The organism is Streptomyces sp. NPDC059897 (genome assembly GCF_042730865.1).
GTDB lineage: Bacteria > Actinomycetota > Actinomycetes > Streptomycetales > Streptomycetaceae > Streptomyces.
Genome location: NZ_JBHWKQ010000019.1, coordinates 92,029 through 116,556 on the forward strand (window position 1 = coordinate 92,029; position 24,528 = coordinate 116,556).

Consider the following 24,528-nt stretch of genomic DNA (forward strand, 5'->3'; position numbering starts at 1 on the left):
TGAACTGCCAACTGCGAACTGGGTGTGAACCTAAGGCGGCAGGCGCGCCCCGCCCCTTGTCCGCTCGGACAGTGCTCGGGGTCCCCGGGTGTCCGGCCCGACAGGGTTTCGGGTCAGGCGCCGGGGAACGCCGGGTCGGTGAGGTCCCGCGCGTCCAGGTCCAGGCGGAGCTGGAGGGTCGCGGCGAGCCGGTGTTCGGGGTCGTCGAGGTCGAGGCCGGTCAGCGCGACCGCCCGGCGGACGCGGTAGCGCAGGGTGTTGGGGTGGACGTTGAGGCGCTTGGCGACCGCGGTGACGTCGCCGAACGCGTCGAGGTAGAGGAGGAGTGAGCGGGCGAGGTCGGTGCCCTGGTCGCGGTCGCGGGTGAGGAGCGCGGCCACCGCGGGGAAGCGGAGCCGCGGGGAGCGGTCGAGGAGTTCCAGGGTGTCGCGGATCAGGAGCGCCGGGGCGAGGCGGGTGTGGGTGCCGACGGTCGTCTCGGGAGTGCGGGCGAGGAGTTGCAGGGCGCGGTGGCCGCGGAGCTTGACGGCCGGGACGTCGGCGAGGCGCTCCGCGCGGCCCGCGAGGACGGCCTGGACGCGGGTGCCCGTGAGGCGGCGCAGTGTGACCACGAGTTCGTCGGCCCAGCGGACGAGCGGGGTTTCGTCCTCGTACGGGGACGAGGGGGCGGGCGGCGGCGGGGCAGCGGTCGTGGGTGTCGGCAGGACCGCGTAGATCTGGCCGCACGCCTGCGCCACCAGCGCGTTCTCCCGGTGCGCCGCCACATGCACGGACACGATCCCCGCCGCTTCCGCGCGCCGCGCGTCGGCCCGCACCGCGTCGCCGTCCTCGCCGGGTTCGCGCAGGTCCACGGCGACGACATCGGCCCCCGCCGCCGGGTCGATGCCGAGGTGGGCGGCGAGCGCGGCGGCGTCGAAGCGGCCGGTGAGCAGGCCGTGGCTGAGTTCCTCGCGGGAGGCGAGGCGGGCGCCCGGGTCGCCCTGGAAGTAGTGGTCGACGAGTTGGACGGCGGCGATCCGGGCGGCGCCGCGGAGCATCTGCGGAGCGTGTTCGGCGAGCGGCCGCGCGCCCTCCTGGACCCAGATGGTGCCGAGCGGGCGGCGCCCGGCGTTGATGCCGATCACGAGGCGGCGGCGGGCGCCGAGGTCCGGCTGTTCGTCGACGGTGACGACCTCGTCGCCGGCCCTGACCCGCTGGTGGACGCCGAGGCGGCGCAGCAGCGCGAGGTACGGCTCGGGGCAGCTGCGGCCGAGGATGGTGGCGCGGCGCAGTTCGTCGGCCTCGTCGACGGGTCCGGCGTACGCGAGGACGCGGTGGGCGCCGTCCTCCAGGCTGACCAGGCCCTGCGTGAGCGTGGCCACGGTCTGGGCGAGGGAGAACAGGTCGCCGCCGCGGCTCGGGGCGAACTCCCCCGCGGGCGCGGCCAGTACGGCTCGGACCTCGGCCTCGGCGCGGTCCCAGCGGAGCCCTCGCGGCAGCCCGATGACGGCGATCGGGGCCGCCTCCGCCGCCGCCCGCACGGCCTCCGGCAGCCCGTCGCCGCCGACCCGCACGGCGAGCGCGCCCGCACCCGCTTCGGCGGCCGCCGCCACCATGTCCACGGCCTCGGCGCCTCGCGCGCCGACCGCGAGCACGAGGGCCCCGGCCGCCCCGTCGAGCGCCTCGCCCGGTTCGGCGATCACCACGTCGTGGATCTCGGCTTCGTCCGGCCCGCACCACACCGGCGGCGGCTCCAGCACGTCCGCGAGGCGCCGCACCACGGCATGCACGTCGGCGTCGGCAGGCACGTCGGCACGCACATCGGCACGTACGTCGGCCCGGCCGCGGGCCCCGGTCTCCAGAGGTCTGTCGTCCACCCGGGCAGCGTAGACACGGACCCTGTGCCGTGGAACGGCCGCGGAATCCGGGCTCCCCAGTACTCTTCGCTTGGCTGATGGACGCAAGGTACGAGCCGTGGGGCGGAACGGGGACAGGTGATCAGTGACGGCATGGCCGAAGTGCTGCGTTCCCTGCGTCTGTTGGATGGCGGGGGCGATCCCGGCGCGGCCTGTGCACGGGCCATCGGGGTGCCGGGGGTGGCGGTGTCGTTGCTGGTGAAGGCGGGGCAGGGGGCCGAGCCGCTGTGGTGCCACCCCGAGCTGAGCGGGCGGTTCGAGGATCTTCAGTTCACGCTGGGCGAGGGGCCGAGCCCCGACGCGCTGCGCGACGGGCTGCCCGTCCTCGAACCCGATCTGCGGCTCGTGCCGGCCGAGCGCTGGCCGACGCTGCTGCCCTCGGCCAGGGAGCTCGGCGTGCTGGGCGTGAACTGCTTCCCGCTGGGCATTGGCGCCGTACGACTCGGGGTACTCACCGTTTTGTGCGACGGCAAACCTCTGTCGGACCAGCAGTACGCCGACGCCACCGCGCTCGCCGCGGCGCTCACCTCCGCGGTCCTGAGCGGGGGCCCGGTGGACGGGCCGGGCGGGCTCCGGCGCGCCGCCGTGCATCAGGCGACCGGGATGATCAGCGTGCAGCTCGAAGTGCCTGTCGCCCAGGCCCTGTTGAGGCTGCGAGCCCACGCGTTCGGCACCGGGCGGCCGCTCGGCGAGGTGGCCGCCGACGTGGTGGCGCGCAGGATCCGGTTCCACCACGAGGGGGAAGATCGTGACGACGAGGCTGGAGGAGACATGAGCGGGCCGGACTCTCCCGGAGACATCTCACCCGAGGACAGAAGGGAGTGAGCGGTATGGCTCGCGAGCAGCGGCTCGCGGAGGTGTTCGTCGAGGTGGCGGACTCCCTCATCGACGACTTCGACGTCATCGACATGCTCCAGCGGCTCACGGCCCGCTGCGTGGAACTGCTCGACGTGTCGGCGGCCGGTGTGATGCTCGCCGATGTGCACGGCCAGCTGCAGGTCGTCGCGGCGTCCGACGAGCGGTCGAAGACCCTCGAACTCTTCGAGCTCCAATACGAGCAGGGGCCGTCCGTGGAGTCCCATCGCTCCGCCCGCGCCCTCCCGAACGTCGATCTGACCGATCCCCTGGCCACCGCCGATTGGGGGCAGTTCACGCTCCGGGCCCGCGCCAGCGGCTATCTCACGACGCACGCGGTGCCGCTGCGGCTGCGTGATCAGGTGATCGGCGCGCTGAGCCTCTTCCAGACGTCCACGACGCCGCTGCGGACCGACGACCTCGCGCTCGCCCAGGCGCTGGCGGACGTGGCCACGATCATCGTGCTCCAGCAGCGCTCCCTGGAGCAGGTGCATCTGGAGAAGAGCCAGGTGGAGCGGGCCCTCACCAGCCGCATCGTGATCGAGCAGGCGAAGGGGGTGCTCGCCGAGCGCTGGGGCACGACGGTCGACGAGGCCTTCGAGGCCTTCCGCCGGTACGCGCGCTCGCACCATCTGCGTCTTTCGGAGTTCGCCTCGACGATCGTCGACGGCTCGTTCGACACGCGGGTCGTCCCGCCGCCGGGTCCCGAGTCGGAGAACCGGGGCGCCTGAGCGCGGCGCCGACAGCAGCGCGGACGGCACACGGCGACGGCCCCCGGACGAGTCGATCTCGTCCGGGGCCGTCGCCGTATCAGGGCCTGTCGGTCGACGTCAGCCGCGGCTCCTGCGGGACATCGCGCGGACCGTGAAGCCGGCCGCGAGGGCGAGGACGGTGAGCAGTGCGCCCAGGAGCGTCCAGTCGCGGAAGCCGGTGTCGGCGAGGTGGCCGCCGCCGTCGTGGCCGCCGGTACCGCCGGTGCCGCCGTCGGTGCCGCCGTCCTTCGGGAAGGTGTTGGTGACGTGGACCGATGCGGCGTCGTCGACGGTGACCTCGCCGTCCGTGCCGTCGTCGGAGGCCTCGTACGTCACCGTGTCACCGGTGGGCACGTTCGTCTCCGTCACGGTGCAGGTCGAGCCCTGCGGGACGCTGATCGTGCGCGACTCCCCGTCCTTCAGCTCGAAGGCGCTGTCGTCGCCGGAGAGCGCCACATCGCCCTGGTCGGTGGTGCAGGCGAGCGAGAAGTCGTACGGGCCCGCGCCGCCGTTGACCACGTGCTTGCTGACGGTGAGCTCGGCCGCCGGGAAGGTGTTGGTCACCTTGATCGACGCCTGCTCGTCCGAGCCGTCCGCCGTGATCATCGCCGGGTTGTCGGCGGACCCGTGGTCGACGGTCGCCTCGGCCGCGCCCCCGGTGCCCACCTCCTCCGCCCAGCAACGGGTGTTCACCGGCAGCGGCTTGATGGTGACGGGCTCGCCCGCCTTCACCTCGTACGTCTTGTGCAGGATCCGGTCGCTCGGTTCGCCCGAGGCCTTCGGGAGGGCGCAGGAGACGTCGACGCTGTAGGTGCGGCCGTCGTCGGCGTAGTCGGCCGCGTCGCCGGTGAGTTCCTTGGAGAGCTGGAGCGCGCCGAACTCATAGGTGTTGGTGATCCGCGCGGGCTGCGCGATCTCCGTGTCGATGTTCGGCTTGATGGTGACCTCGACCGGGTCGGACTTCGGGTGGTCGGTCTGGCCGCCGCGGGCCGAGGTCTCCCAGATCTTGCATTCGGCGCCCGCGGGGATGCCGTCGATGTTCACCGGCTTGTTCGCGGACACCCGGTAGTCCTCGTCCAGGACCACTCGGAGCAGTCTGCCCTGGGGGTGGATGGTGCAGGTGACGTGGTACGGGTACCGGATCTTGCTCAGCAGGTCGGTCGCCGCGTCGGGGTGCTTGCCGAGCCGCTTGACGAGCCTCAACTCGCCGTAGGCGAGGGCGACTCCGACCTTGATCGGCTCGTTCTTCTGCAGGACGCGCGGGGAGCCCGCGCGGTCGGTGGTCTCGTTGTGGGCGTAGGAGTTCCAGGCGATGGTCGGGTCGCCGTTGTGCTCGACGTCGAGCGGGGTGTCCATCGCGTAGGTGATGTCGACGGTGCCACCGGGCTCCAGCGGCTTCGGGAACTTGAGGTCCATGTTGGCGCCGGCCGCCTTGCCGCTGTAGGCGTCGTCCCAGGTGTCCGGCGGGCACTGGTCGGCGCTCGAACCGGCGCCGCCCATGTCCAGGTCGTCGGTGCACAGCGGTTCGTCGTTCTCGTACTTGGTGGTCATCTCGCCGGGGCTGTCGCCGTCGAGCTTCGGCTCGGAGGCGAGCGTGGGGCGCTTGTCCCAGGCCGTCTGGCGGTCCTGGTCGAGGACGACGCCCTTGTCGCCCTGGACCGGGAACCGGTCGACGATGCGCATGTTCGTGCCGTCCTCGGTGCCCGCGTTCCGCAGTCGCATCAAGTAGTGGTACCGGTCACCGGGGTTGACCAGGGCGATGCACGGGTTGGCGGTGTACCTGCGGCCGGTGGAGTCGGTCGTCATCAGGCACGAGTCGTCGCCCACGTCGACCGTCTTCTTGGTCTTGGTGTTGTACCAGCCGAGGTCGTCATTGCCCGAGACCCATTTGCGGGCGCTGAACGCGGCGCCGGACTTGGCCGTCAGCTTCGCGTCGTCGACGCAGTACAGGCCGGAGCCGAACATGGCGCCGTCCTTCTCCGCCTCGCTCGGGTCCTCGCAGGCCAGATCCGGGTCGGACGAGGTGGCGCCCATGGTGTTGGTGACGGACTCGTCGGCGCGGATGCCGGCTTCCAGCTTCACGTGGATCTCGATGATGAAGCTGCCGCCGGGCGGGAAGTTCCACGCCCTGCCGTCGTCGTCCTTGGAGAAGTCCCAGGTGAGCCCGGAGACCCGGTCGCCGTCGGTGGTCTTCGAGAAGACGGGCGTCGGGATGGCGACGGTGCCGTCCGGCTCCTTCTTGTCGACGATCCTGTACGGCTCGCCGTTGTCACCCGCGAAGGTGTCGTCGAAGGCGATGCCCTCGGGGAGGTCGTCCTTGACGACCAGGTTCGGGACGTTGGCCGTACCGGTGTTGGTGACGTTCAGATGGAAGGGGGCGTCCTCGCCGGGCGAGAGCACGGTGTCCGGGGTCTTGTCGACGTCCAGCTCGGGGTCGCCCTTGACCAGGTCGAGGGTGGCGTCGACCGGGTCGATGTCCCGGGGCTTGTCCTCGTCCTCGACCTTGGTGAGGAACTGGCCGGTGGCGGTGTCCTCCAGGTGGTCGGGGATCGGCTCGCCGGTGCCGCGCGAGGCGGGCCGCGGGCTCACGTCGAGGGTGAGGATGCCGGAGCAGCTGTTGTCCGCGCACTCGGGCTTGATCACGTAGCCGTCGTTGCTGGTGCTGGTCGAGGTGTACGTGGCGCGGATGCCGGTGACGTCGGCGGCGTCGACGCCGGGCGGCAGGGCGGCCGAGGAGGACGGGGTGCCGTTGACCCACTTCCCGTCCACGTACGCGTCGATCTGTACGCGGTTGGCTCCGGCCGGCATCTGGTTGGACTTGATGCCGACGAGGTCGACGGCGTCGAAGAAGTCCTCGTCCTGGTCGGTGATCTTCAGGTACTTGGCCGACATGTTGCCGGTGTTGCGGACGGTGAGCGTCATGTCCGCGTGCTGGCGGGGCAGTCCGGCGACGTACTCGGGGAGCTGGCCCGGGGAGATCGACTTGTTCAGCGAGGCGCCGTCGGCGGCGGGCCCGGTCTCGAGGGTCTTGCAGTCGCTGCCGTTGAAGTCGCCGCCCTGGCTGTCCGTCGCCGTGACCGAGAAGCAGTTCTGGAACGTCTCGCCGTTCTCGACGCCCTCGCGGCGCTCGCCGGTCACCTTGATGGTGACGCTTTCGCCCGGTGCCATCGCTTCGTCGTAGACGCCGCGCACGCCGGTGGCCCGCGCGAGCACGTCGGGGTCCACGCCCTCGTAGTCGACCCACTTCTGGGTGTCCGGGTCGTACACCTGGAGGGTGACCGGCGCGTCGGACGGTGACACGGAGACCGAGGTGATCTCCAGCTTGTCGAAGGGGCTGGCGCTGCCGGGCTTGCCGTCGGCGTCGGCGGACGGGTCGGTGATGACGACGTCGTTCAGCGGCAGGTTGCCGGTGTTCGTGAACTTCAGCTGCATGTCGATGGGCTGGCCCGGCGGCACGTCGGTCTGGCTGACGGTCTTGACGCCGCTGCCGCCGCCCTTCGGGTTCTCGACGATGAGGTTGGCGCAGGCGCTGCCGGAGGCGGTGCCGCTGCCGTCGCTGCGGCCGGCGTCGCCCTTCGTGCCGGCGCAGTTGCTGACGCCGTCGGCCACGTCCTGTGCGTCGACCTCGTCGGTCAGGGTGCCGTGCAGGTCGAGCCCAGCCGTCGCGCCCTCGGCGATGCTCGGGTCGCCGTTCTCGTCGACGCCGGTGTAGACGACCTCGACCTTATTGACCTGCTTGCAGTCCGCGGGGACCTCGTAGGTCGCGTTCTGCGTGTACGTCTCCGTGCGGGTGCTGCCGTCCTCGCAGGTGACGGTCAGCTTCGCCTCGGTCGCGCCCGAGGGGAACCGCAGCCGCACCTTGTCCACGTCGAGCTTGTCGAACTCGCTGGACGTGTTCGCGTCCGGCTCGGTGATAGTCAGCGTCTTCACCTTGAACGGGGACTTGTTCACCAGGTCTACCCCGGTGCTGACCGGCGAGTTCTCGCCGATCACCGCGTGCTCGTTGCCGCCGTGGGAGAAGTCGCCGTTGGTGTCGGCGTAGTACTTCTTGCTCGTCTCCAGGACCAGGGTGTCCGGGAGGATGTCGTACGTGTCGCAGGCCTGGTCGCCGTCGACGTCGCCCTCCGTCGACTCCTTGGCCGTCGGGGTCGCGCAGTTGTTGACCGTGATCTTGTCGGTGGGCTCCAGCTTCGAGCCGTCCGAGCGCTTGGTGTCCCGCAGCTTCATGCCGACGTCGACGCTGCCGCCGTTCTCGTCGTACGGCAGCGGGTCGCCGTCGCTGTTGGTGAAGACGACCTCGAAGCCGACCACGTCACCGGGGTCGACGCCTCTGGGCAGCGGCAGGTCTTCGGTGGGCGCGGTGATGGTGCCACCGGTGCGCGTCTGGCCGTCGGCCGTGGTGACCACCAGATGCGCCTGGTCGGCGCCCTTGGGATAAGCCGTGACCTTGGCGCCCGTGAAGTCGAAGTACTCGAACGTCTCCTCCGTGTCGTCGGACACCGACAGTTCGGTGACCTCGGCGGAGGACGAGGAGTTGTTGCGCACGTTCAGCTTGATCGTGGACGTCTCTCCGGAGAGCGCGACCGCCGAGCCGTCCTCCCACGACTTCGTCGTCACCGGCTTCACCACGCGCGGGATGGAGATGGTGATGTCGGAGTCGGAGGTCTTCGGGTCCGCGTTGTCCGCGTCGGCCTTCGCGCTGTTGGTGATGGTGGTGCCGTCCTCCAGCTGCGTGTCGGCCGGCACCCGCATCCCGATCTCCACCGAGCCCGCCTGGCCCGCGCGCAGGCCGGTCTCGCCCTCCGGGTTCTGCAGCGGCTGCTTGTAGACGATCGTCAGCTGCCGCGTCGCCTCGTCGTAGGTGACGTCGCGGGTGCTGTCCGACTTCGGAAGGCTGGTCACCTCCAGGCCTTCCGGCAGGGTGTCGGTGACCGTGAAGTTCACGCAGTCCACGTCCAGGCCGGAGCACTGCCCGCTGATCGTGTAGATGAACTCGTCACCGGGCTCCAGCGGCCCGTCGGCATCGTTGGTCTTGGTGACACCGACCGAGCTCATGGGGTCGGCGGCAGCGGCGACGGGTGCCGCGAGGGCCTGTGAACCGAACAGCAGGCTGAGCACTGCCGCCAGCACGACCCACAGACGAGTGCGCGAGAGTCTTCCAACCGTGGACATGACGGCGAAGCTAGGGCTTTGTTCTTTATGCCCCTGTTACGGCACACCGAATGATTGACGGTCTATCAGACATTTCGCCCGATTGGCCTGATCAGGAGTCAGGCAGCTCCCGGACGACGAAGGTGCCGCGGGCGTGGACGGTGACCACGAGGCCCTTGTCGCGGAGGATCACGAGGGCCCGGCGCACGGTCTGGTTGCCGATTCCGTACTCCTGCGCCAGCACCATCTCGCCCGGGATCCGGGTACCGGGAGCGAACTCGCCCGCACGGATGCGTCGTTCGAGGATCTCCGCGAGCTGGACGTAGTGGTACTCGGCAGCGGTGGGGTCGATCTTTTCACTCACGACTGCGACCGTAATCGACCGACCAGAGTCACGCACTGCCAGTATCTGTCACTAGCGTTCAACCGAGTTCTACCGCGTTAGACAGCGGGTAGCGTCCCGAGCACAGAAGACCCCCGCGACGCTGGAACGTCCGGGGGCACGGCCAACGCTTACAACGGAGCGCTGACGATGACCGACCTTATCCGCCGGGGCCACACATGGCTGCTGGTCCGCCGCAGGCGCCTCGCCCTTGTCCTGGCCGCCGATCACGGCATCGATCTCGACCGGCACGTCCGAGGAGCCGTCGCATGAACGACCACGAGCACCGCCCCGTCCGGATGTGCGTGTGGTGCGAGGTGATGACGCGCGAGCCCGTGCTCGTCGCCGAGGTGCACCAGGGCACGGGCCCCGGCTTCAACGTGTACGCGTGCCCGCAGTGTGCCGAGTGGACGAAGCCGGACGAGGCCACCTCGGGGCCAGTACTGTGATGAGCGGAGCACGAACCGTGGAGGCGGAATGTCAGCAAGTGCGCACGAGGCATCCGGGTTCAACCTGCCCGAGACCATGACCTGGGAGGAGCTGGACGACCTCCCAGGCGACATCGCCAAGGACATCGAGCTGTGGCAAGGCAGGGTCGTGTGGAATCGGCGCCCCCCCATGGGGCACCAGCGAGCCGCCCGGCGCCTGTGCAACGCGCTCGAGGTCAACGCCCGCCGGGCCATGCGTGAGGAAACCGGTGGCGAGGAGCAGCGCTGCCGGCAGGTCGAGACCGAGACCAACGTCTTCTTCGCACCCGACAAATCCAGCTTCCTCACCCCCGACTTCCTGGTCCGCCGTTGCCTCCCGTTCAGTGCCGACACCTTCGCCGCCGACACCGTGCTGGTGGGTGAAGTGCTCTCCAGCTCGGACACCGACAAGCGCAAGCAGTGGAAGATGGACCGGTACGCGGAGGCCGGTATCCCCTGGTACTGGGAGGTCGAGCTCGATTCCGGCGAGACCCGGGACATCACGGTCGTGCGGGCGTACGAGCTGGTCACCGTCGATCAGTCCGATCTCGCCGTCAAGCTGCTGCGCCCCGCGCTGTACGGCCTCGCCGGCGAATGGGAGCCGGACGGCCCCGGTATCGAGTTTCCCGAGCCCTTCGCCATGAGCATCGGCTGGGAGGACCTGGCGTTCTGAGGCGCCGCCCCTTCCACTGGATCTTCCGGTCTGCTTGACTCCGGCCGCGCGTGCCGATCGTGGGCGAACGACGGAGGGACGGACGACCGATGGAGATCACCCGTAGACGTCTGCTGAGTGTCCTCGCCGCGAGCGGGCTGCTCGCCGCCGTGCCCACGCAGTGGGCGAGTGCGGCTCAACTCGCGGACGGGGCGGCGAAGTTGCTGGCCAACGCGACCGAGATGTTCGCCGGGAACGCCGCGTCCAACGCGCGTCCGGAGACCGCCGGCAAGCTCGCCGCGATCGAGAGGGCCGCCCGCACGAACCTCGCCGCCATGGACGCGGCATCGGGTGACGGCGAACTGTTCAAGGGGCTGCCGCTCGGCACCAGCGACCCGAATCTCAACACCACGTATCAGCGGGTGTACGAGATCGCGCTCGCGACCGCGACACCCGGTATCTCCGGTGAGCTGTACGGGAGTTCGGCCGTCAGGGCCCGTGTCGTCGATGCGTTGAAGTGGCTGCACGAGCGGTACTACGGCGACCAGTCCAAGGGCTATTACGGCAACTGGTTCACCTGGGAGATAGGCGTCTCGCAGCACGTCAGCCGCGCGCTCGTGCTGCTCGGGGACGCGGCGCCCGCCGAGCTGACGACCACGTACATCGCCTCCATGGACGCCTACCTGCGCAACGGCAAGGACGGCGACGTCGACCTCGACTCCCGCTTCCACACCGGCGCCAACCTCGCCGACATCACCACCAACCGCATCCTCCAGGGCGCCCTCACCGGCGACGAGCCCCGCATCCGCAAGGCCCTCACCGACCAGTTGACCGTCTTCGCGACGGTCGACCCGTACCGCCTCCAGCACGGTGTGACCGACGGCCACTACGCCGACGGGTCCTTCATCCAGCACTCCTCCGTCGCGTACACGGGCTCGTACGGAAAGGGCCTGCTCACCCGCGTGATCCAGACGCTGAAGCTGCTCGACGGGACCGGGTTCGCCTACGGCGAGGAACTCGTGCCCACCGTGCGGAAGTGGGTGCGCGACGGGTTCGCGCCGCTCATCTTCGAGGGCTGGATGATGGAGGCGGTGAAGGGGCGCGCCGTGTCGCGGACGGGCAGCGGGTACACCGACTCCGCCACGATCGTCGAGGCCGTCGTCGACCTCGCGTCGCTGTCGACGGGGACGGAGGCCGGGGCCCTCAAGTCGTACGTGAAGCACATCCGGGCCACGTCGAAGGCGGGTCTCGACCCGGCGACGTTCGTCTCGCCGCTGAGCATCGTCCGGTACGCCGACATCCTCGCGGACTCCGCCGTCCCGGCCACCGACCTCAACCCGCCCGCCCGCTCCGTCGCCTTCAACGCCATGGACCGCACGGTGCACCGCCGCCCCGGTTACGCGTTCACGCTCTCCCGCAGCTCGTCGCGCATCAGCAAGTACGAGTACATGAGCGGCGAGAACCTGATGCCGTGGTTCCAGGGCGACGGCGCCCACTATCTGTATCTGGCGGGCCAGGACCAGACCCAGTCCTTCGGCGTCGACTACTTCACCACCGTCTCCCCGTACGGGCTCGCGGGCGTGACCGCGCCCGTGGAACGCCGGGGCACGGTGCCGGAGTTGTACGGCGGCAAGCTCTTCTACGACAACCCGGGCCACCCGCTGAACTTCACCGCGTCGTCCGAGTCGCAGAACAAGTACGTGTACTTCCCGACGGCCACGCAGGCCTACTCCGGCGGCGCGGTCCTGGATCGCATCTACGGGGTGGTGGGCTGGGTCGCGTCCGACGACGTGCCGTGGCGGGACGAGCGGGCGGGGCTGCTGCCGGAGGACTTCGTCGCGTACCGGAGCGCGCGGGCCACGAAGTCGTGGTTCCTGCTCGACGACGAGATCGTGGTGCTCGCGGCAGGGGTCGGGGACGCTCCCGGCGGCGGGCGGGCCGTGACGACGACCCTCGACGCGCGCGTGGCACCCGCGGGCGACGCGGTGACCGTGGCCGAGGGCGACGGCTGGGTGCGCTGGGCGAACGGGACGCGGAACGCGGCGGTCGGCTACGTACGACTCGCCGGCCCTGAGGCGAAGGCGCGGCTCGAAACGGTGACCCGCAGCCGCCGCGTCGTGCGCGTCTCCAACCCCGACACGGCGGTCACCAAGCAGGTGTTCTCACTGACGGTCGAGCAGCCGGCCGGGGCGAAACCGGTCTCCTTCGCGTACGCGCTGCTGCCGAACGCGTCGGAGGCGGCGGTGCGGGCCTACGAGGGCGCGCGCGTGCTCACCAATACGACGAGGACGCAGGCCGTCCGCCACGACGGGCTCGGGCTCACCGCCGCGAACACGTTCACCGGCGGCGCGCACCGGGTGGCCGGGCTCGACGTCGAAGGACCCGCGTCCGTCCTCGTACGGCGCCGGGACGGCGAGGTCACGGTCGCCGTGTCCGATCCGACGACCGAACAGGACACCGTGACGGTCGTGGTGCGCGGCCGCACCCTGCGCAGGGCGGGCGGCGACGACGCGGTGCGGGTCAGCGCCGTGCCGGGCGGAACCCGGCTCGACGTCGACACGCACCACGCGTACGGCCGGAGCTTCGGCGTGACGCTGAGGAGCTGACTCGGTGAGACGGTGAGGCCTACTCGTCGGACTCCAGGTCGCCCTCCGTCTCCAGGTACACCTGGCGGAGGGCCTCCAGCGTCTGCGGGTCCGGCTTCTCCCACATGCCGCGCGACTCGGCCTCGAGCAGCCGCTCGGCGATGCCGTGCAGGGCCCACGGGTTGTTCTCGGAGAGGAACTGGCGGTTCGTCTCGTCGAGGACGTACGTCTCGGTCAACTTGTCGTACATCCAGTCGGCGATGACGCCGGTCGTGGCGTCGTAGCCGAACAAGTAGTCCACCGTCGCGGCGAGTTCGAAGGCGCCCTTATAACCGTGGCGGCGCATCGCCTCGATCCACTTGGGGTTCACGACACGGGCCCGGAAGACGCGGGACGTCTCCTCGACGAGCGTGCGGGTCTTGACCGTCTCCGGGCGGGTCGAGTCGCCGATGTACGCCTCGGGGGCGGTGCCGCGCAGCGCGCGCACGGTCGCGACCATGCCGCCGTGGTACTGGAAGTAGTCGTCGGAGTCCGCGATGTCGTGCTCGCGGGTGTCCGTGTTCTTCGCCGCGACCGCGATGCGCTTGTAGGCCGTCTCCATCTCGGCGCGGGCCGCCTTGCCCTCCAGGCCGCGGCCGTACGCGTAGCCGCCCCACACCGTGTAGACCTCGGCGAGGTCGGCGTCCGTGCGCCAGTCCTTGGAGTCGATGAGCTGGAGCAGACCGGCGCCGTACGTCCCCGGGCGCGAGCCGAAGATCCGGGTCGTGGCGCGCCGCTCGTCGCCGTGCTCGGCGAGGTCGGCCTGGGTGTGGGCCCGTACGTGGTTGATCTCGGCCGGTTCGTCGAGCGACGCGGCGAGGCGCACCGCGTCGTCCAGGAGGCCGATGGTGTGCGGGAACGCGTCGCGGAAGAAGCCGGAGATCCGCAGGGTGACGTCGACGCGGGGACGGTTCAGCTCCTCGTACGGGATCGGCTCCAGGCCGGTGACGCGGCGCGAGGCGTCGTCCCAGACCGGGCGGATGCCGAGGAGGGCGAGGGCCTCCGCGATGTCGTCGCCGGCGGTGCGCATGGCGCTCGTGCCCCACAGGGACAGGCCCACGGAGGTGGGGTACTCGCCGTTGTCGTCCTTGTACCGGGTGAGGAGGCTGTCGGCGAGGGCCTGTCCGGTCTCCCAGGCGAGGCGGCTCGGGACGGCCTTCGGGTCGACGGAGTAGAAGTTCCGCCCGGTCGGGAGGACGTTCACGAGTCCGCGGAGCGGGGAGCCGGACGGCCCCGCCGGGACGAATTTGCCGTTGAGGGCGCGGACGGCGTTGGTGAGCTCGTCCGTCGTCGCGCTCAGCCGGGGGATGACTTCGCGCGCGGCGAAGTCGAGGATCGCGGCAACGGGGTCAGGGCCCTCGTCATCGGCGCGCGGCACCGTGGGCCGCCTTGCCCACCCTGCCGCCCCAGGCGGCAGATTGCCCAAGACGGAACCGACCGCATCCGGGTCCCAGTCCGCCGCTTCCATCGCCTCGACCAACGCCCGCGCGAGCGCCTCCGCCTCGTCGGCGGACGTACGGGTCGCCGACGATTCGTCGAGGCCCAGCGCCTCCCGCAGACCCGGGAGCGCCTGGGAGCCGCCCCAGATCTGGCGGGCCCGCAGGATCGCCAGGACCAGGTTGACCCGGTCGGGCCCGGCCGGGGCGGAGCCCAAGACGTGCAGGCCGTCGCGGATCTGCGCGTCCTTGACCTCGCACAGCCACCCGTCGACGTGCAGCAGGAAGTCGTCGAAGCCGTCGTCGTCGGGACGGGCCTCGAGACCCAGGTCGTGGTCGAGCTTCGCCGCCTGGATCAGCGTCCAGATCTGGGCGCGGATGGCCGGCAGCTTCGCCGGGTCCATCGAGCTGATCTGGGCGTATTCGTCCAGGAGTTGTTCGAGGCGGGCGATGTCGCCGTACGAGTCCGCGCGGGCCATCGGCGGCACGAGGTGGTCGATGAGCGTGGCGTGCACGCGCCGCTTGGCCTGCGTGCCCTCGCCCGGGTCGTTGACCAGGAACGGGTAGATGAGGGGGAGGTCGCCGAGGGCCGCGTCCGGGCCGCACGCCGCCGACAGGCCCGCGTTCTTGCCCGGCAGCCACTCCAGGTTGCCGTGCTTGCCCAGGTGGATCATCGCGTCCGCGCCGAAACCGCCGTCGCCGGAGGACGCCGCGATCCAGCGGTACGCCGCCAAGTAGTGGTGGGACGGCGGGAGATCGGGGTCGTGGTAGATCGCGATCGGGTTCTCGCCGAAGCCGCGCGGCGGCTGGATGAGGATGAGCAGGTTCCCGCGGCGCAGCGCGGCGAGCACGATGTCGCCCTCGGGGTTGCGGGAGCGGTCCACGAACATCTCGCCGGGCGGCGGGCCCCAGTGCCGCTCGACGCCGTCCCGCAGCTCCTGCGGCAGCGTCGCGTACCAGCGCTTGTAGTCGGCGGCCGGGATGCGGACCGGGTTCTTCGCGAGCTGCTCCTCGGTCAGCCACTCCTGGTCGTGGCCACCGGCGTCGATGAGCGCGCGGATCAGCTCGTCGCCGTCGCCGGAGGCCAGGCCGGGGATCTCGGCGGTGTCCCCGAAGTCGTAGCCCTCGTCGAGGAGTCGGCGCAGCAGCGCGACCGCGGATGCGGGGGTGTCGAGGCCCACCGCGTTGCCGATGCGGGAGTGCTTCGTCGGGTACGCGGACAGGACGAGCGCGAGCTTCTTGTCCTGCGCGGGGATGTGCCGGAGGCGGGCGTGGCGCACGGCGATCCCGGCGACGCGGGCCGCGCGCTCGGGGTCGGCGACGTACGCCGGGAGCCCGTCCTCGTCGAGCTCCTTGAAGGAGAACGGGACGGTGATGAGGCGGCCGTCGAACTCCGGCACCGCGATCTGGCTCGCGGCGTCCAGCGGCGAGACGCCCTCGTCGTTCTCCTCCCAGTCGGCACGGGAGGAGGTCAGGCACAGGGCCTGGAGGATCGGCACGTCGAGCTGCGTGAGCGCGCCCGCGTCCCACGACTCGTCGTCGCCGCCCGCGCTCGCCTCGGCGGGCTTCGTGCCGCCCGCAGCGAGGACCGTCGTGACGATCGCGTCGACGGGGCGCAGCGCGTCGATCAGCTCCGGCTCGGGCGCACGGAGGGAGGCGACGTACAGCGGGAGCGGCCGGGCGCCGGCGCGCTCGATCTCGTCGCACAGGGCGTGCACGAACGACGTGTTGCCGCTCATGTGGTGGGCGCGGTAGTACAGCACGGCGACCGTGGGGGCGCCGTCGTGCTGCTCCGAGTCCGCGCGCTCCAGCTCGCCCCAGGTCGGCGCGGCCACCGGCGGCTCGAAGCCGTGGCCGGTCAGCAGCACCGTGTCGGAGAGGAAGCGGGCCAGGTGGTCCAGGTTCTCCGGGCCGCCGTGCGCCAGGTACTTGTGGGCCTCGGCCGCGATGCCGACCGGGACCGTGGAGGTCGCCATCAGCTGCGCGTCGGGGGCCTGCTCACCGGTGAGGACGACCAGCGGGACCCCGGCGGCGAGCAGCCGGTCGATGCCGTCCTGCCAGGCACGGACGCCGCCGAGGAGGCGTACGACGACCAGGTCCACGCCGTCGAGGAGGCCCGGCAGGTCCGTTTCCACGTCGATGCGGGAGGGGTTCTCGAAGCGGTACGCGACCGGGGCGCCGGCGGTGTTCGCCGCACGCGCGCTGAGCAGGTCGGTGTCCGACGTCGACAGGAGCAGGAGCTGCTGAGGCATGCGTCGTCTGGCCTTCCTCGGGGTGTCCGCGCCCCGGGTGGTCGTCGATGAAGGGAGTTCCTGGCTCGCTCTCCGGGTGGAGAGTTCACAGTGGCGGGACCGCGCCGGAATCGCACCGGGCTTCCTCCCCTGTCGCCGTCGCCGGCGATGGCCGACCGGGTCCGGGCAGCCACCGAGCATCGTACGGTGCCGGGCGACGACCTGGTACGGGGTGGTGCGATCAGTCCCTAGGTATGCTCCCCGGCATGTCCCCCTCCCCCATATCCGCCCCGTCCTTCGGCTCGGGCGACGCCTGCCCGGGCGCTTTGCGTCTGCATAGCGCCGATGACGGGTTTCTCGCGCGGGTGCGGATTCCCGGCGGGGTACTGGACTTGGGGCAGGCACGGGCGCTCGGCGAGGCGGCGGAGCGGCTCGGGGACGGGATGCTGCATCTCACTTCGCGCGGCAATGTGCAGTTGCGGGGTTTGCGGGACGGGTGCGGGGGTGAGCTCGCGGAGCGGCTGGGGGCGGCGGGGCTGCTGCCGTCGGCGGCGCACGAGCGGGTGCGGAACGTGGTGGCTTCGCCGCTGTCCGGGCTCGACGGGCGCGGGTTCGTGGACGTTCGGGAGTGGTTGACCGGGCTGGACGCGGCGCTGTGTGCGAGTTCCGTCACGCCGGAATTGTCCGGGCGGTTTCTTTTCGGGTTGGACGACGGGCGGGGGGATGTGGTCGGCCTCCGTCCGGACGTGCTGGTTCGGGGGACGGCGTCCGGTGCGGCGGATGTCTTTCTCGGCGAGGCGGGGGTTCGGGTTCCGTACGCTCGCGCCGCGGAGGTCGCGGTCGCCGCGGCGGAGGTCTTCGTCGCGGCGGCGCGGGAGGCGGACGGGCGGGTGTGGCGGGTCCGTGAACTCGGCGCTTCCCGCGCGGAGTTGGCGGACCTCCTTGCCGCCCACCCGTCGTTGCCGCCACGGGGCTCCGCCCCGGACCCCGCGCCTCAATCGCCGGCGGGGCTTGAAAATGACGGGGCTGAGGTCGCCGGTTCCGACTTGGGCAATCTGCCGCCTGGGGCGGCAGGGTGGGCAAGGCGGCCCCCGGTGCCGCGCGCCGATGACGACGGCGTCAGCCCCGGGTTCGTCACGGTAGGCGTGCCGTTCGGGGCGCTGAAGGGCGAACAGTGGGCGGCGCTCCTCGCGACCGCCGACCGGGAGATCCGGCTCACGCCCTGGCGAGGCGTCGTCGTACCCGGGGGGAACGCGGACGACCTCACCCGCGTGGGACTCGTCGCCGACCCCGCCTCCCCGTGGAACCGCGTAGCGGCCTGTATCGGGCGCCCCGGCTGCGCCAAGTCGCACGCCGACGTCCGTCGCGACGCCGCCGCCCGTATCGAGGACGCCCACCCGACCCTCCCCACCTACTGGTCCGGCTGCGAACGCCGCTGTGGCCACCCCGTGGGCCCTTACGTCGACGTCGTGGCCCGCCCCGACGGCGGATACACCACAACCGTCCCCCACCACACCGAGAGCTGAGAGCAACCGTGTTCGACTACGAGAAGGACGGCGCGGCGATCTACCGCGAGTCCTTTGCCACGATCCGCGCGGAAGCAGCGAGCGGACTCGCGGCGCTGCCCGCCGACGTCGCCCAGGTGGCGGTCCGCATGATCCACGCCTGTGGCCAGGTGGATCTCGTACAGGACATCGGCTGGTCGACCGGCGTCGTGGCGAACGCGCGGGCCGCGCTGCGCGCCGGGGCGCCCATCCTGTGCGACGCGCACATGGTCGCGAGCGGCGTCACCCGCAAGCGGCTGCCCGCCGACAACGACGTGATCTGCACACTGCGCGAGCCCGAAGTGCCGGACCTGGCACGCGAGTTGGGGACCACGCGCAGCGCTGCCGCGCTCGAACTGTGGCGCGACCGGCTCGACGGCGCCGTCGTCGCCATCGGCAACGCGCCCACCGCGCTCTTCCACCTCATGGAGATGGTCGCGAAGGGCGCGCCGAAGCCCGCCGCCGTGCTCGGCATACCCGTCGGCTTCGTCGGCGCCGCCGAGTCCAAGGAGGCCCTGGCCGGGAACGGACTCGGCCTCGAACACCTCGTCGTACGCGGTCGGCGCGGAGGCAGCGCCATGACCGCCGCGGCGCTGAACGCCATCGCGACCGAGGCGGAGATCATGGAGGACCGGGCATGACGGCCACGGGCAAGCTGTACGGCGTCGGGCTCGGGCCCGGCGATCCGAATCTGATGACGGTCGCGGCCGTGAAGGCGATCGCGTCCGCCGACGTCATCGCGTACCACTGCGCACGTCACGGGCGTTCCATCGCCCGCTCGATCGCCGCGGAGCACATCCGTGAGGAGCAGATCGAGGAGCGGCTGATGTATCCGCTCACGGTCGAGACGACGGACCACCCCGGCGGCTACCGGGGCGCCCTCGACGACTTCTACGAGGAGGCGGCCGCCACCCTCGCCGCGCACCTCGACGCCGGGCGCACGGTCGCCGTGCTCGCCGAGGGCGACCCGATGTTCTACGGCTCGTACCAGCACATGCACAAGCGGCTCGCCGACCGGTTCGAGACGACCGTCATCCCCGGTGTCACGTCCATCAGCGCCGCCGCCGCGCGGCTCGGGCAGCCGCTGTGCGAGGACAAGGAGACGCTGACCGTCATCCCCGGCACGCTCCCGGAGGACGAGCTGTCCGCGCGGCTCGCCGCGGCGGACTCGGCGGTCGTGATGAAGCTGGGGCGTACGTTCACCAAGGTGCGGGCGGCGATCGAGAGTTCGGGCCGCCTCGACGACGCGCGGTATGTCGAGCGGGCCTTCATGGAGGGCGAGCGGACCGGTGCGCTCGCCGACATCGACCCGGCCTCCGTGCCGTACTTCTCCGTCGCCGTGCTGCCGTCCCGGATCGACGCGGAGCCGTTCTCCGACCCGACGCCGGATCCGGCGCGCGGTGAGGTCGTGGTCGTCGGCACGGGGCCCGCGGGTGCGCCCTGGCTGACGCCGGAGTCGCGCGGGGCGCTGGCGAATGCCGACGACCTGGTCGGCTACACGACGTACCTCGCGCGCGTGCCGCAGCGTCCCGGTCAGGTGCGGCACGGTTCGGACAACAAAGTGGAGTCCGAGCGCGCCGAGTTCGCCCTCGATCTGGCGCGGCGCGGGCATCGGGTCGCGGTGGTCTCCGGGGGCGACCCCGGCGTCTTCGCGATGGCTACGGCGGTGCTCGAAGTCGCCTCGGAGGAGCGGTACTCGGGGATTCCGGTGCGGGTCCTGCCGGGGGTGACCGCGGCGAACGCCGCCGCGGCGAAGGCGGGCGCGCCGCTCGGCCACGACTACGCGACCATCTCCCTCTCCGACCGGCTCAAGCCGTGGGAGGTCATCGCGGAACGCCTGCGGACCGCTGCCGCGGCCGACCTGGTGCTCGCCCTCTACAACCCCGGTTCGCGCAGCCGCACTTGGCAGGTGGGCAAGGCCCGTGAGCTGCTCCTTGAGCTGCGGCTTCCCGACACGCCTGTCGTGCTCGCCCGGGATGTGGGCGGGCCGGAGGAGGCGGTCCGGGTCGTGCGGCTCGCGGACCTGGATCCGGAGGTCGTCGACATGCGGACGTTGCTGATCGTCGGTTCGTCGCAGACCCAGGCGGTCGTCCGTGCGGACGGCCGTACGGTGGCGTGGACGCCGCGGCGGTACCCGGAGCCCGGCGCCGTGTGACGGCCTCGGGGCTCCGCCCCGGGCCCCGCGCCTCAATCGCCGGCGGGGCTTGATTCTGCCCATTCGGCCGCCTCGGCCACCGTCGTCGCCACCGGGACCCCCTCGGGGACCGGGGGTCGGCGGACGACGACGACCGGGATGCCCGCCTCGCGCGCGGCGACGAGTTTCGGGGAGGTCGCCGCGCCGCCGCTGTCCTTCGTCACCAGGACGTCGATGGCGTGGTCCGCGAGGACGGCGCGTTCACCGGGCAAGGTGAAAGGACCTCGGTCGAGCAACACCGACATCCGCGGCGGAACCGGCGGCTCGGGCGCGTCCACGGAACGTACGAGGAAGTGCGCGTCGTCGACGTGGGCGAACGCGGCGAGCCCCATCCGCCCGGTCGTGAGGAAGACCCGGCCCGCCCCCCGTACCGCCTCCGCGGCCTCCGCCAGGGAGCCGACCTCCCGCCAGTCGTCCCCCGCACCCGGCACCCAGCCGGGCCGCCGCAGCGCGAGCAGGGGAACATGGGCGATGGCGGCGGCCCGCGCCGCGTTGAAACTGATCGTCTCGGCGAAGGGATGGGTGGCATCGATGACCGCCGACACGGCATGCTCGCGGATCCAGGCCGCCATGCCCTCCGCACCGCCGAACCCGCCGATCCGCACCTCACCGGCCGGCAGCCGGGGCGCCGCGACGCGCCCCGCGAGCGAACTGGTCACGCGGACCCGCGGGTGCAGGGCCTCGGCCAGCTGCCGGGCCTCGGTCGTCCCGCCGAGAATCAACACGTGCGGCATCGGGGAACTCCATGAACGAATCGGCTGAGCCGAAGGGCGGGCGCGGGGCCCAACTCAAGCACACCGGTCTGCGGCCCGGCTGGACGACCGGCGCCTGCGCGACCGCCGCGACCACCGCCGCGTACACGGCGCTGCTGACCGGCGAGTTCCCCGACCCGGTGACGATCACGCTGCCGAAGGGCCAGACGCCGTCGTTCGCCCTCGCGGTCGAGTCCCACGACGGGGATTCGGCGACGGCGGGCGTGGTCAAGGACGCGGGCGACGACCCGGACGTCACGCACGGCGCGCTCGTACGGTCCACGGTGCGGCGCCTCCCGCCCGGCTCCGGAGTGGTGTTCAGGGCGGGCCCCGGCGTCGGCACGGTCACCCGGCCCGGGCTTCCGCTGCCGGTCGGCGAACCCGCCGTCAACCCGGTGCCGCGCGAGATGATGCGTACGCACATCGAGCAGGTGGCGGCGGCACACCGCGCACCCGGCGACGTGGAGGTCACCCTCTCCATCGACCACGGCGAGGAGATCGCCCGCTCGACCTGGAACCCGCGGCTCGGGATCCTCGGCGGCCTGTCGGTGCTGGGCACGACGGGGATCGTGGTGCCGTACTCGTGCTCGGCGTGGATCGACTCGATCCGGCGGGGGGTCGACGTGGCACGGGCCGCGGGCCGTACGCATGTCGCGGGCTGCACCGGGTCGACGTCCGAGAAGACGGTCGTGCGTGAACACGGGCTGCCGGAGGACGCGTTGCTCGACATGGGCGATTTCGCGGGCGCGGTCCTGAAGTACATCCGCCGCCATCCGGTCGACCGGCTGACGATCTGCGGCGGCTTCGCCAAGCTGTCCAAGCTGGCGGCGGGCCACCTGGATCTGCACTCGGGGCGGTCCCAGGTCGACAAGGCCTTCCTGGCGGACCTGGCCCGTAGAGGGGGCGCGTCCGAGGCCCTCGCTCAGCAGGTCGCCGAGGCCAACACGGGCCTCGCGGCGCTTCACCTGTGCGCGGCGGCGGACGTCCCGCTGGGCGACCTCGTCGCGAACACGGCCCGCGACGAGGCCCTCGCGGTCCTCCGCGGCGCGCCGGTCGCCGTGGACGTCATCTGCATCGACCGCGCGGGAACGGTGGTCGGCCGCTCCAGCGTTTGACCCGTCGTGGCTGGGGCCGTCGCCCCTGTGGCGCGGCACCGGGGTGCCGCCTTGCCCACCCTGCCTTCCCCAAGCTCTCCGACAAGCTCCGAGCAGGGGAGACCCCATGAGGCGGCAGATTGCCCAAGGCTGGTGGGGCCCCATCGCCGCGGGCGGGGGCCGTAGTCGGCGGCAGGTCGCACCAGACGGGGCGAACCTCGCCGTCTCGGGTGGGAACCGCGGTTGCCCGCGGTCTGGCCAAGGCGGTACCGCGCCCCGCGGGGCCGACGCCCCCGGATGGGGCGGGTGGGTGGGAGATGGGCGGCGGACAGGGCAGGGCAGGGCCGTCAGCTGCGGGGCAGCGGGCCCATTCCAGCCCCGCCGGCGTTTGAGGCGCGGGGGCCGGGGCGGAGCCCCGAGGCCTAGGGCCGGTCCCGGTCCACGGAGTAGAGGTGGCTGTCGCGGAACTGGGAGGCGCCCAGCGTGCGGCCCACGATGATCACCGCCGTGCGCAGCACATCCGCCTCCTTCACCTGGTCCGCGATGTCCGCGAGCGTGCCGCGCAGCACCAGCTCGTTCTCGCGGCTGGCGTAGGCGACGACCGCCGCCGGGCAGTCCGCACCGTAGTGCGGGAGCAGCTCGTCGACGATCCGGTCGACGTACCGCGCGCCCAGGTGCAGCACCAGCAGCGCCCCGCTCGCGCCGAGCGTCGCCAGGTCCTCGCCGGCAGGCATCGGCGTGGCCTGCTGGGCGATCCGGGTCAGGATCACCGTCTGGCCGACCGTGGGCACCGTCAGTTCGCGCTTCAGCGCCGCTGCCGCCGCCGCGAACGCCGGAACCCCGGGCACCACCTCGTACGGGATGCCGAGCGCGTCCAGGCGCCGCATCTGCTCCGCCACCGCGGAGAACACCGACGGGTCCCCGGAATGCAGCCGGGCCACGTCGTGCCCGGCCTCGTGCGCCGCGACGAACTCCCGCTCGATGGCGTCGAGATCGAGGTTGGCCGTGTCGATGAGCTTCGCGTCCGCCGGGCACTCCGCGAGGAGCTCGGCCGGGACCAGCGAACCCGCGTACAGGCACACCTGGCAGTCCGCGAGCGTGCGCGCGCCGCGGACCGTGATCAGGTCGGCGGCGCCGGGGCCCGCCCCGATGAAATAGACCGTCATGCCTGTCCTACCTCTGTCTTCGTTACGGACCATTGCGTGACCGGCATCGTCTGCCGCCACCCCGTGAACCCGCCGACCGGCACCGCGTGCGCGACGGACAGCTTCACCAGTTCGCCGCCGTGGGCCCGGTACCAGGTGGCGAGCAGCGCCTCGGATTCGAGCGTGACCGTGTTGGCGACGAGGCGGCCGCCCGGCGCGAGCGCCGCCCAGCAGGCGTCGAGCAGGCCGGGGGCGGTGAGGCCGCCGCCGATGAACACGGCGTCGGGGGAAGGGAGTTCGGCGAGGGCCGCCGGGGCCGGCCCTCTCACGACCGTCAGGCCCGGGACCCCGAGCCGCGCGGCGTTCCGTTCGATACGGGCCGCACGCTCCGCGTCCCGCTCGACGGCGTACGCGCGGCAGGACGGGTGCGTGCGCAGCCACTCGATGCCGATCGAGCCCGAGCCGCCGCCGATGTCCCACAGCAGTTCCCCGGGCGCGGGCGCGAGCGCGGCGAGCGTCGCGGCGCGCACATGGCGCTTGGTGAGCTGGCCGTCGTTCTCGTACGCGGCGTCGGGCAGGCCGGGCGCCGCGCCGAGGCGCAGGGCGTCGGGGGCGCGACGGCAGTCGACCGCGACCACGTTCAACGGGTCGCCGGGGGCGTGCGTCCAGTCCTCGGCCACCCCCTCGTACGAGGACTCCTCCTCGGCGCCGAGGCGTTCCAGGACCGTCAGGCGGCTCGGCCCGAAGCCCCGGTCCGTCAGCAGCTTCGCGACCTCGGCGGGGGTGTCCGCGCCCGCCGAGAGGACCACTGCCCGGCGGCCGTGGTGCAGCGCGGCGGCGAGCCGGTCGGCCGGGCGGCCCACCAGCGTGACCACCTCGGTCTCCTCGACGGGCCAGCCGAGGCGCGCGCAGGCGTACGACACGGACGACGGGTGCGGCAGGACGTGCAGCGCGTCGGCGCCGACGGTTTCGACGAGCGTGCGGCCGATCCCGTAGAACATCGGGTCACCGCTGGCCAGGACCGCGACGCGACGCCCCGCGTGGCGCGCCAGGAGGCCGGGCACGGCGGGGCGCAGCGGGGACGGCCAGGGGACGCGTTCGCCGGGGCACTGAGGCGGGAGCAGATCGAGTTGGCGGGGCCCGCCGACGACCGCGTCCGCGGCACGGAGGGCCTCGCGGGACGCCTCCGGCAGGCCCGGCCAGCCGTCCGCACCGATTCCGACGACGGTCACGGCCGGTATGGCGGGGTCGGGGGGAGTCACGGCCGATTACCTCAGGTGGGGGGCGTCAAGAACGTCAACGTCGGCCCGACTCTATCGGGCGACACCGACGAGACTTTTGAGCCCTGTGATGG

General features: G+C 71.9%; 17 protein-coding genes and 1 riboswitch. Of the genes, 10 read left to right on the forward strand and 7 right to left on the reverse strand.

The window, feature by feature from the left end:
• Positions 1–113 precede the first annotated feature (113 nt).
• On the reverse strand, positions 114–1,856 hold the full coding sequence (locus ACFV9W_RS21920) for a PucR family transcriptional regulator (protein ID WP_385763358.1): 1,743 nt from the start codon (positions 1,854–1,856) through the stop codon (positions 114–116).
• Between the two features lie 132 nt (positions 1,857–1,988).
• Here ACFV9W_RS21920 and ACFV9W_RS21925 point away from each other — a divergent pair, with 132 nt between their 5' ends.
• Complete coding sequence (locus ACFV9W_RS21925) at positions 1,989–2,720, forward strand: ANTAR domain-containing protein (protein ID WP_385763360.1); 732 nt, start codon at positions 1,989–1,991, stop codon at positions 2,718–2,720.
• Between the two features lie 5 nt (positions 2,721–2,725).
• Complete coding sequence (locus ACFV9W_RS21930) at positions 2,726–3,481, forward strand: GAF and ANTAR domain-containing protein (protein WP_385763362.1); 756 nt, start codon at positions 2,726–2,728, stop codon at positions 3,479–3,481.
• A gap of 99 nt (positions 3,482–3,580) precedes the next feature.
• Here ACFV9W_RS21930 and ACFV9W_RS21935 read toward each other — a convergent pair whose 3' ends face one another.
• Both ACFV9W_RS21935 and ACFV9W_RS21940 read right to left on the reverse strand, forming a co-directional pair.
• Complete coding sequence (locus ACFV9W_RS21935; RefSeq protein ID WP_385763364.1) at positions 3,581–8,674, reverse strand: DUF5979 domain-containing protein; 5,094 nt, start codon at positions 8,672–8,674, stop codon at positions 3,581–3,583.
• Between the two features lie 91 nt (positions 8,675–8,765).
• Positions 8,766–9,017, reverse strand: a complete 252-nt coding sequence (locus ACFV9W_RS21940; RefSeq protein ID WP_385763366.1) for a GntR family transcriptional regulator — start codon at positions 9,015–9,017, stop codon at positions 8,766–8,768.
• 168 nt (positions 9,018–9,185) lie between these two features.
• Between ACFV9W_RS21940 and ACFV9W_RS21945 the strand changes: the two genes are divergently transcribed.
• The 4 genes from ACFV9W_RS21945 (at position 9,186) to ACFV9W_RS21960 (ending at position 12,760) form a co-directional block, all read left to right on the forward strand.
• Positions 9,186–9,308, forward strand: coding sequence for a hypothetical protein (locus ACFV9W_RS21945; protein WP_385763369.1), 123 nt, complete (start codon positions 9,186–9,188; stop codon positions 9,306–9,308).
• Positions 9,305–9,484, forward strand: coding sequence for a hypothetical protein (locus ACFV9W_RS21950; RefSeq protein ID WP_385763371.1), 180 nt, complete (start codon positions 9,305–9,307; stop codon positions 9,482–9,484). The genes ACFV9W_RS21945 and ACFV9W_RS21950 overlap by 4 nt, the downstream gene beginning before the upstream one ends.
• Before the next feature lie 28 nt (positions 9,485–9,512).
• A complete protein-coding gene (locus ACFV9W_RS21955; RefSeq protein WP_385763373.1) occupies positions 9,513–10,175 on the forward strand; it encodes a Uma2 family endonuclease in 663 nt (220 codons plus the stop codon).
• A gap of 89 nt (positions 10,176–10,264) precedes the next feature.
• Positions 10,265–12,760: a polysaccharide lyase family 8 super-sandwich domain-containing protein gene (locus ACFV9W_RS21960; protein WP_385763375.1), complete on the forward strand. Its 2,496-nt coding sequence runs from the start codon at positions 10,265–10,267 to the stop codon at positions 12,758–12,760.
• A gap of 19 nt (positions 12,761–12,779) precedes the next feature.
• Here ACFV9W_RS21960 and cobN read toward each other — a convergent pair whose 3' ends face one another.
• A complete protein-coding gene (gene cobN, locus ACFV9W_RS21965; RefSeq protein ID WP_385763377.1) occupies positions 12,780–16,466 on the reverse strand; it encodes a cobaltochelatase subunit CobN in 3,687 nt (1,228 codons plus the stop codon).
• Positions 16,467–16,520: 54 nt separating this feature from the next.
• Positions 16,521–16,593, reverse strand: a riboswitch (cobalamin riboswitch).
• A 118-nt stretch (positions 16,594–16,711) separates the two neighbouring features.
• Between cobN and cobG the strand changes: the two genes are divergently transcribed.
• Genes cobG through cobJ form a run of 3 tightly spaced genes read left to right on the forward strand, consistent with a single transcriptional unit; the run spans position 16,712 to position 20,144 of the window.
• Complete coding sequence (cobG, locus tag ACFV9W_RS21970) at positions 16,712–17,971, forward strand: precorrin-3B synthase (RefSeq protein ID WP_385763379.1); 1,260 nt, start codon at positions 16,712–16,714, stop codon at positions 17,969–17,971.
• An 8-nt stretch (positions 17,972–17,979) separates the two neighbouring features.
• A complete protein-coding gene (locus ACFV9W_RS21975) occupies positions 17,980–18,630 on the forward strand; it encodes a precorrin-8X methylmutase (protein ID WP_385763381.1) in 651 nt (216 codons plus the stop codon).
• The gene (gene cobJ, locus ACFV9W_RS21980) at positions 18,627–20,144 is read left to right on the forward strand and encodes a precorrin-3B C(17)-methyltransferase (protein WP_385763383.1); all 1,518 of its coding nucleotides are present in this window, start codon (positions 18,627–18,629) and stop codon (positions 20,142–20,144) included. Before ACFV9W_RS21975 ends, cobJ begins: the two co-directional genes overlap by 4 nt.
• A gap of 32 nt (positions 20,145–20,176) precedes the next feature.
• Here cobJ and ACFV9W_RS21985 read toward each other — a convergent pair whose 3' ends face one another.
• A complete protein-coding gene (locus ACFV9W_RS21985; RefSeq protein ID WP_385763385.1) occupies positions 20,177–20,917 on the reverse strand; it encodes a cobalt-precorrin-6A reductase in 741 nt (246 codons plus the stop codon).
• Between the two features lie 11 nt (positions 20,918–20,928).
• On the opposite strand from ACFV9W_RS21985, the gene ACFV9W_RS21990 reads away from it, so the two are divergent.
• Positions 20,929–22,050, forward strand: coding sequence for a cobalt-precorrin-5B (C(1))-methyltransferase (locus ACFV9W_RS21990; protein ID WP_385763387.1), 1,122 nt, complete (start codon positions 20,929–20,931; stop codon positions 22,048–22,050).
• 401 nt (positions 22,051–22,451) lie between these two features.
• Here the strand turns inward: ACFV9W_RS21990 and cobM are convergent, their stop codons facing one another.
• Together cobM and cbiE are read right to left on the reverse strand one after the other, a co-directional pair.
• Positions 22,452–23,195, reverse strand: a complete 744-nt coding sequence (gene cobM / locus ACFV9W_RS21995; RefSeq protein ID WP_385763389.1) for a precorrin-4 C(11)-methyltransferase — start codon at positions 23,193–23,195, stop codon at positions 22,452–22,454.
• A complete protein-coding gene (cbiE, locus tag ACFV9W_RS22000) occupies positions 23,192–24,436 on the reverse strand; it encodes a precorrin-6y C5,15-methyltransferase (decarboxylating) subunit CbiE (protein ID WP_385763391.1) in 1,245 nt (414 codons plus the stop codon). Before cbiE ends, cobM begins: the two co-directional genes overlap by 4 nt.
• Between the last annotated feature and the right edge of the window lie 92 nt (positions 24,437–24,528).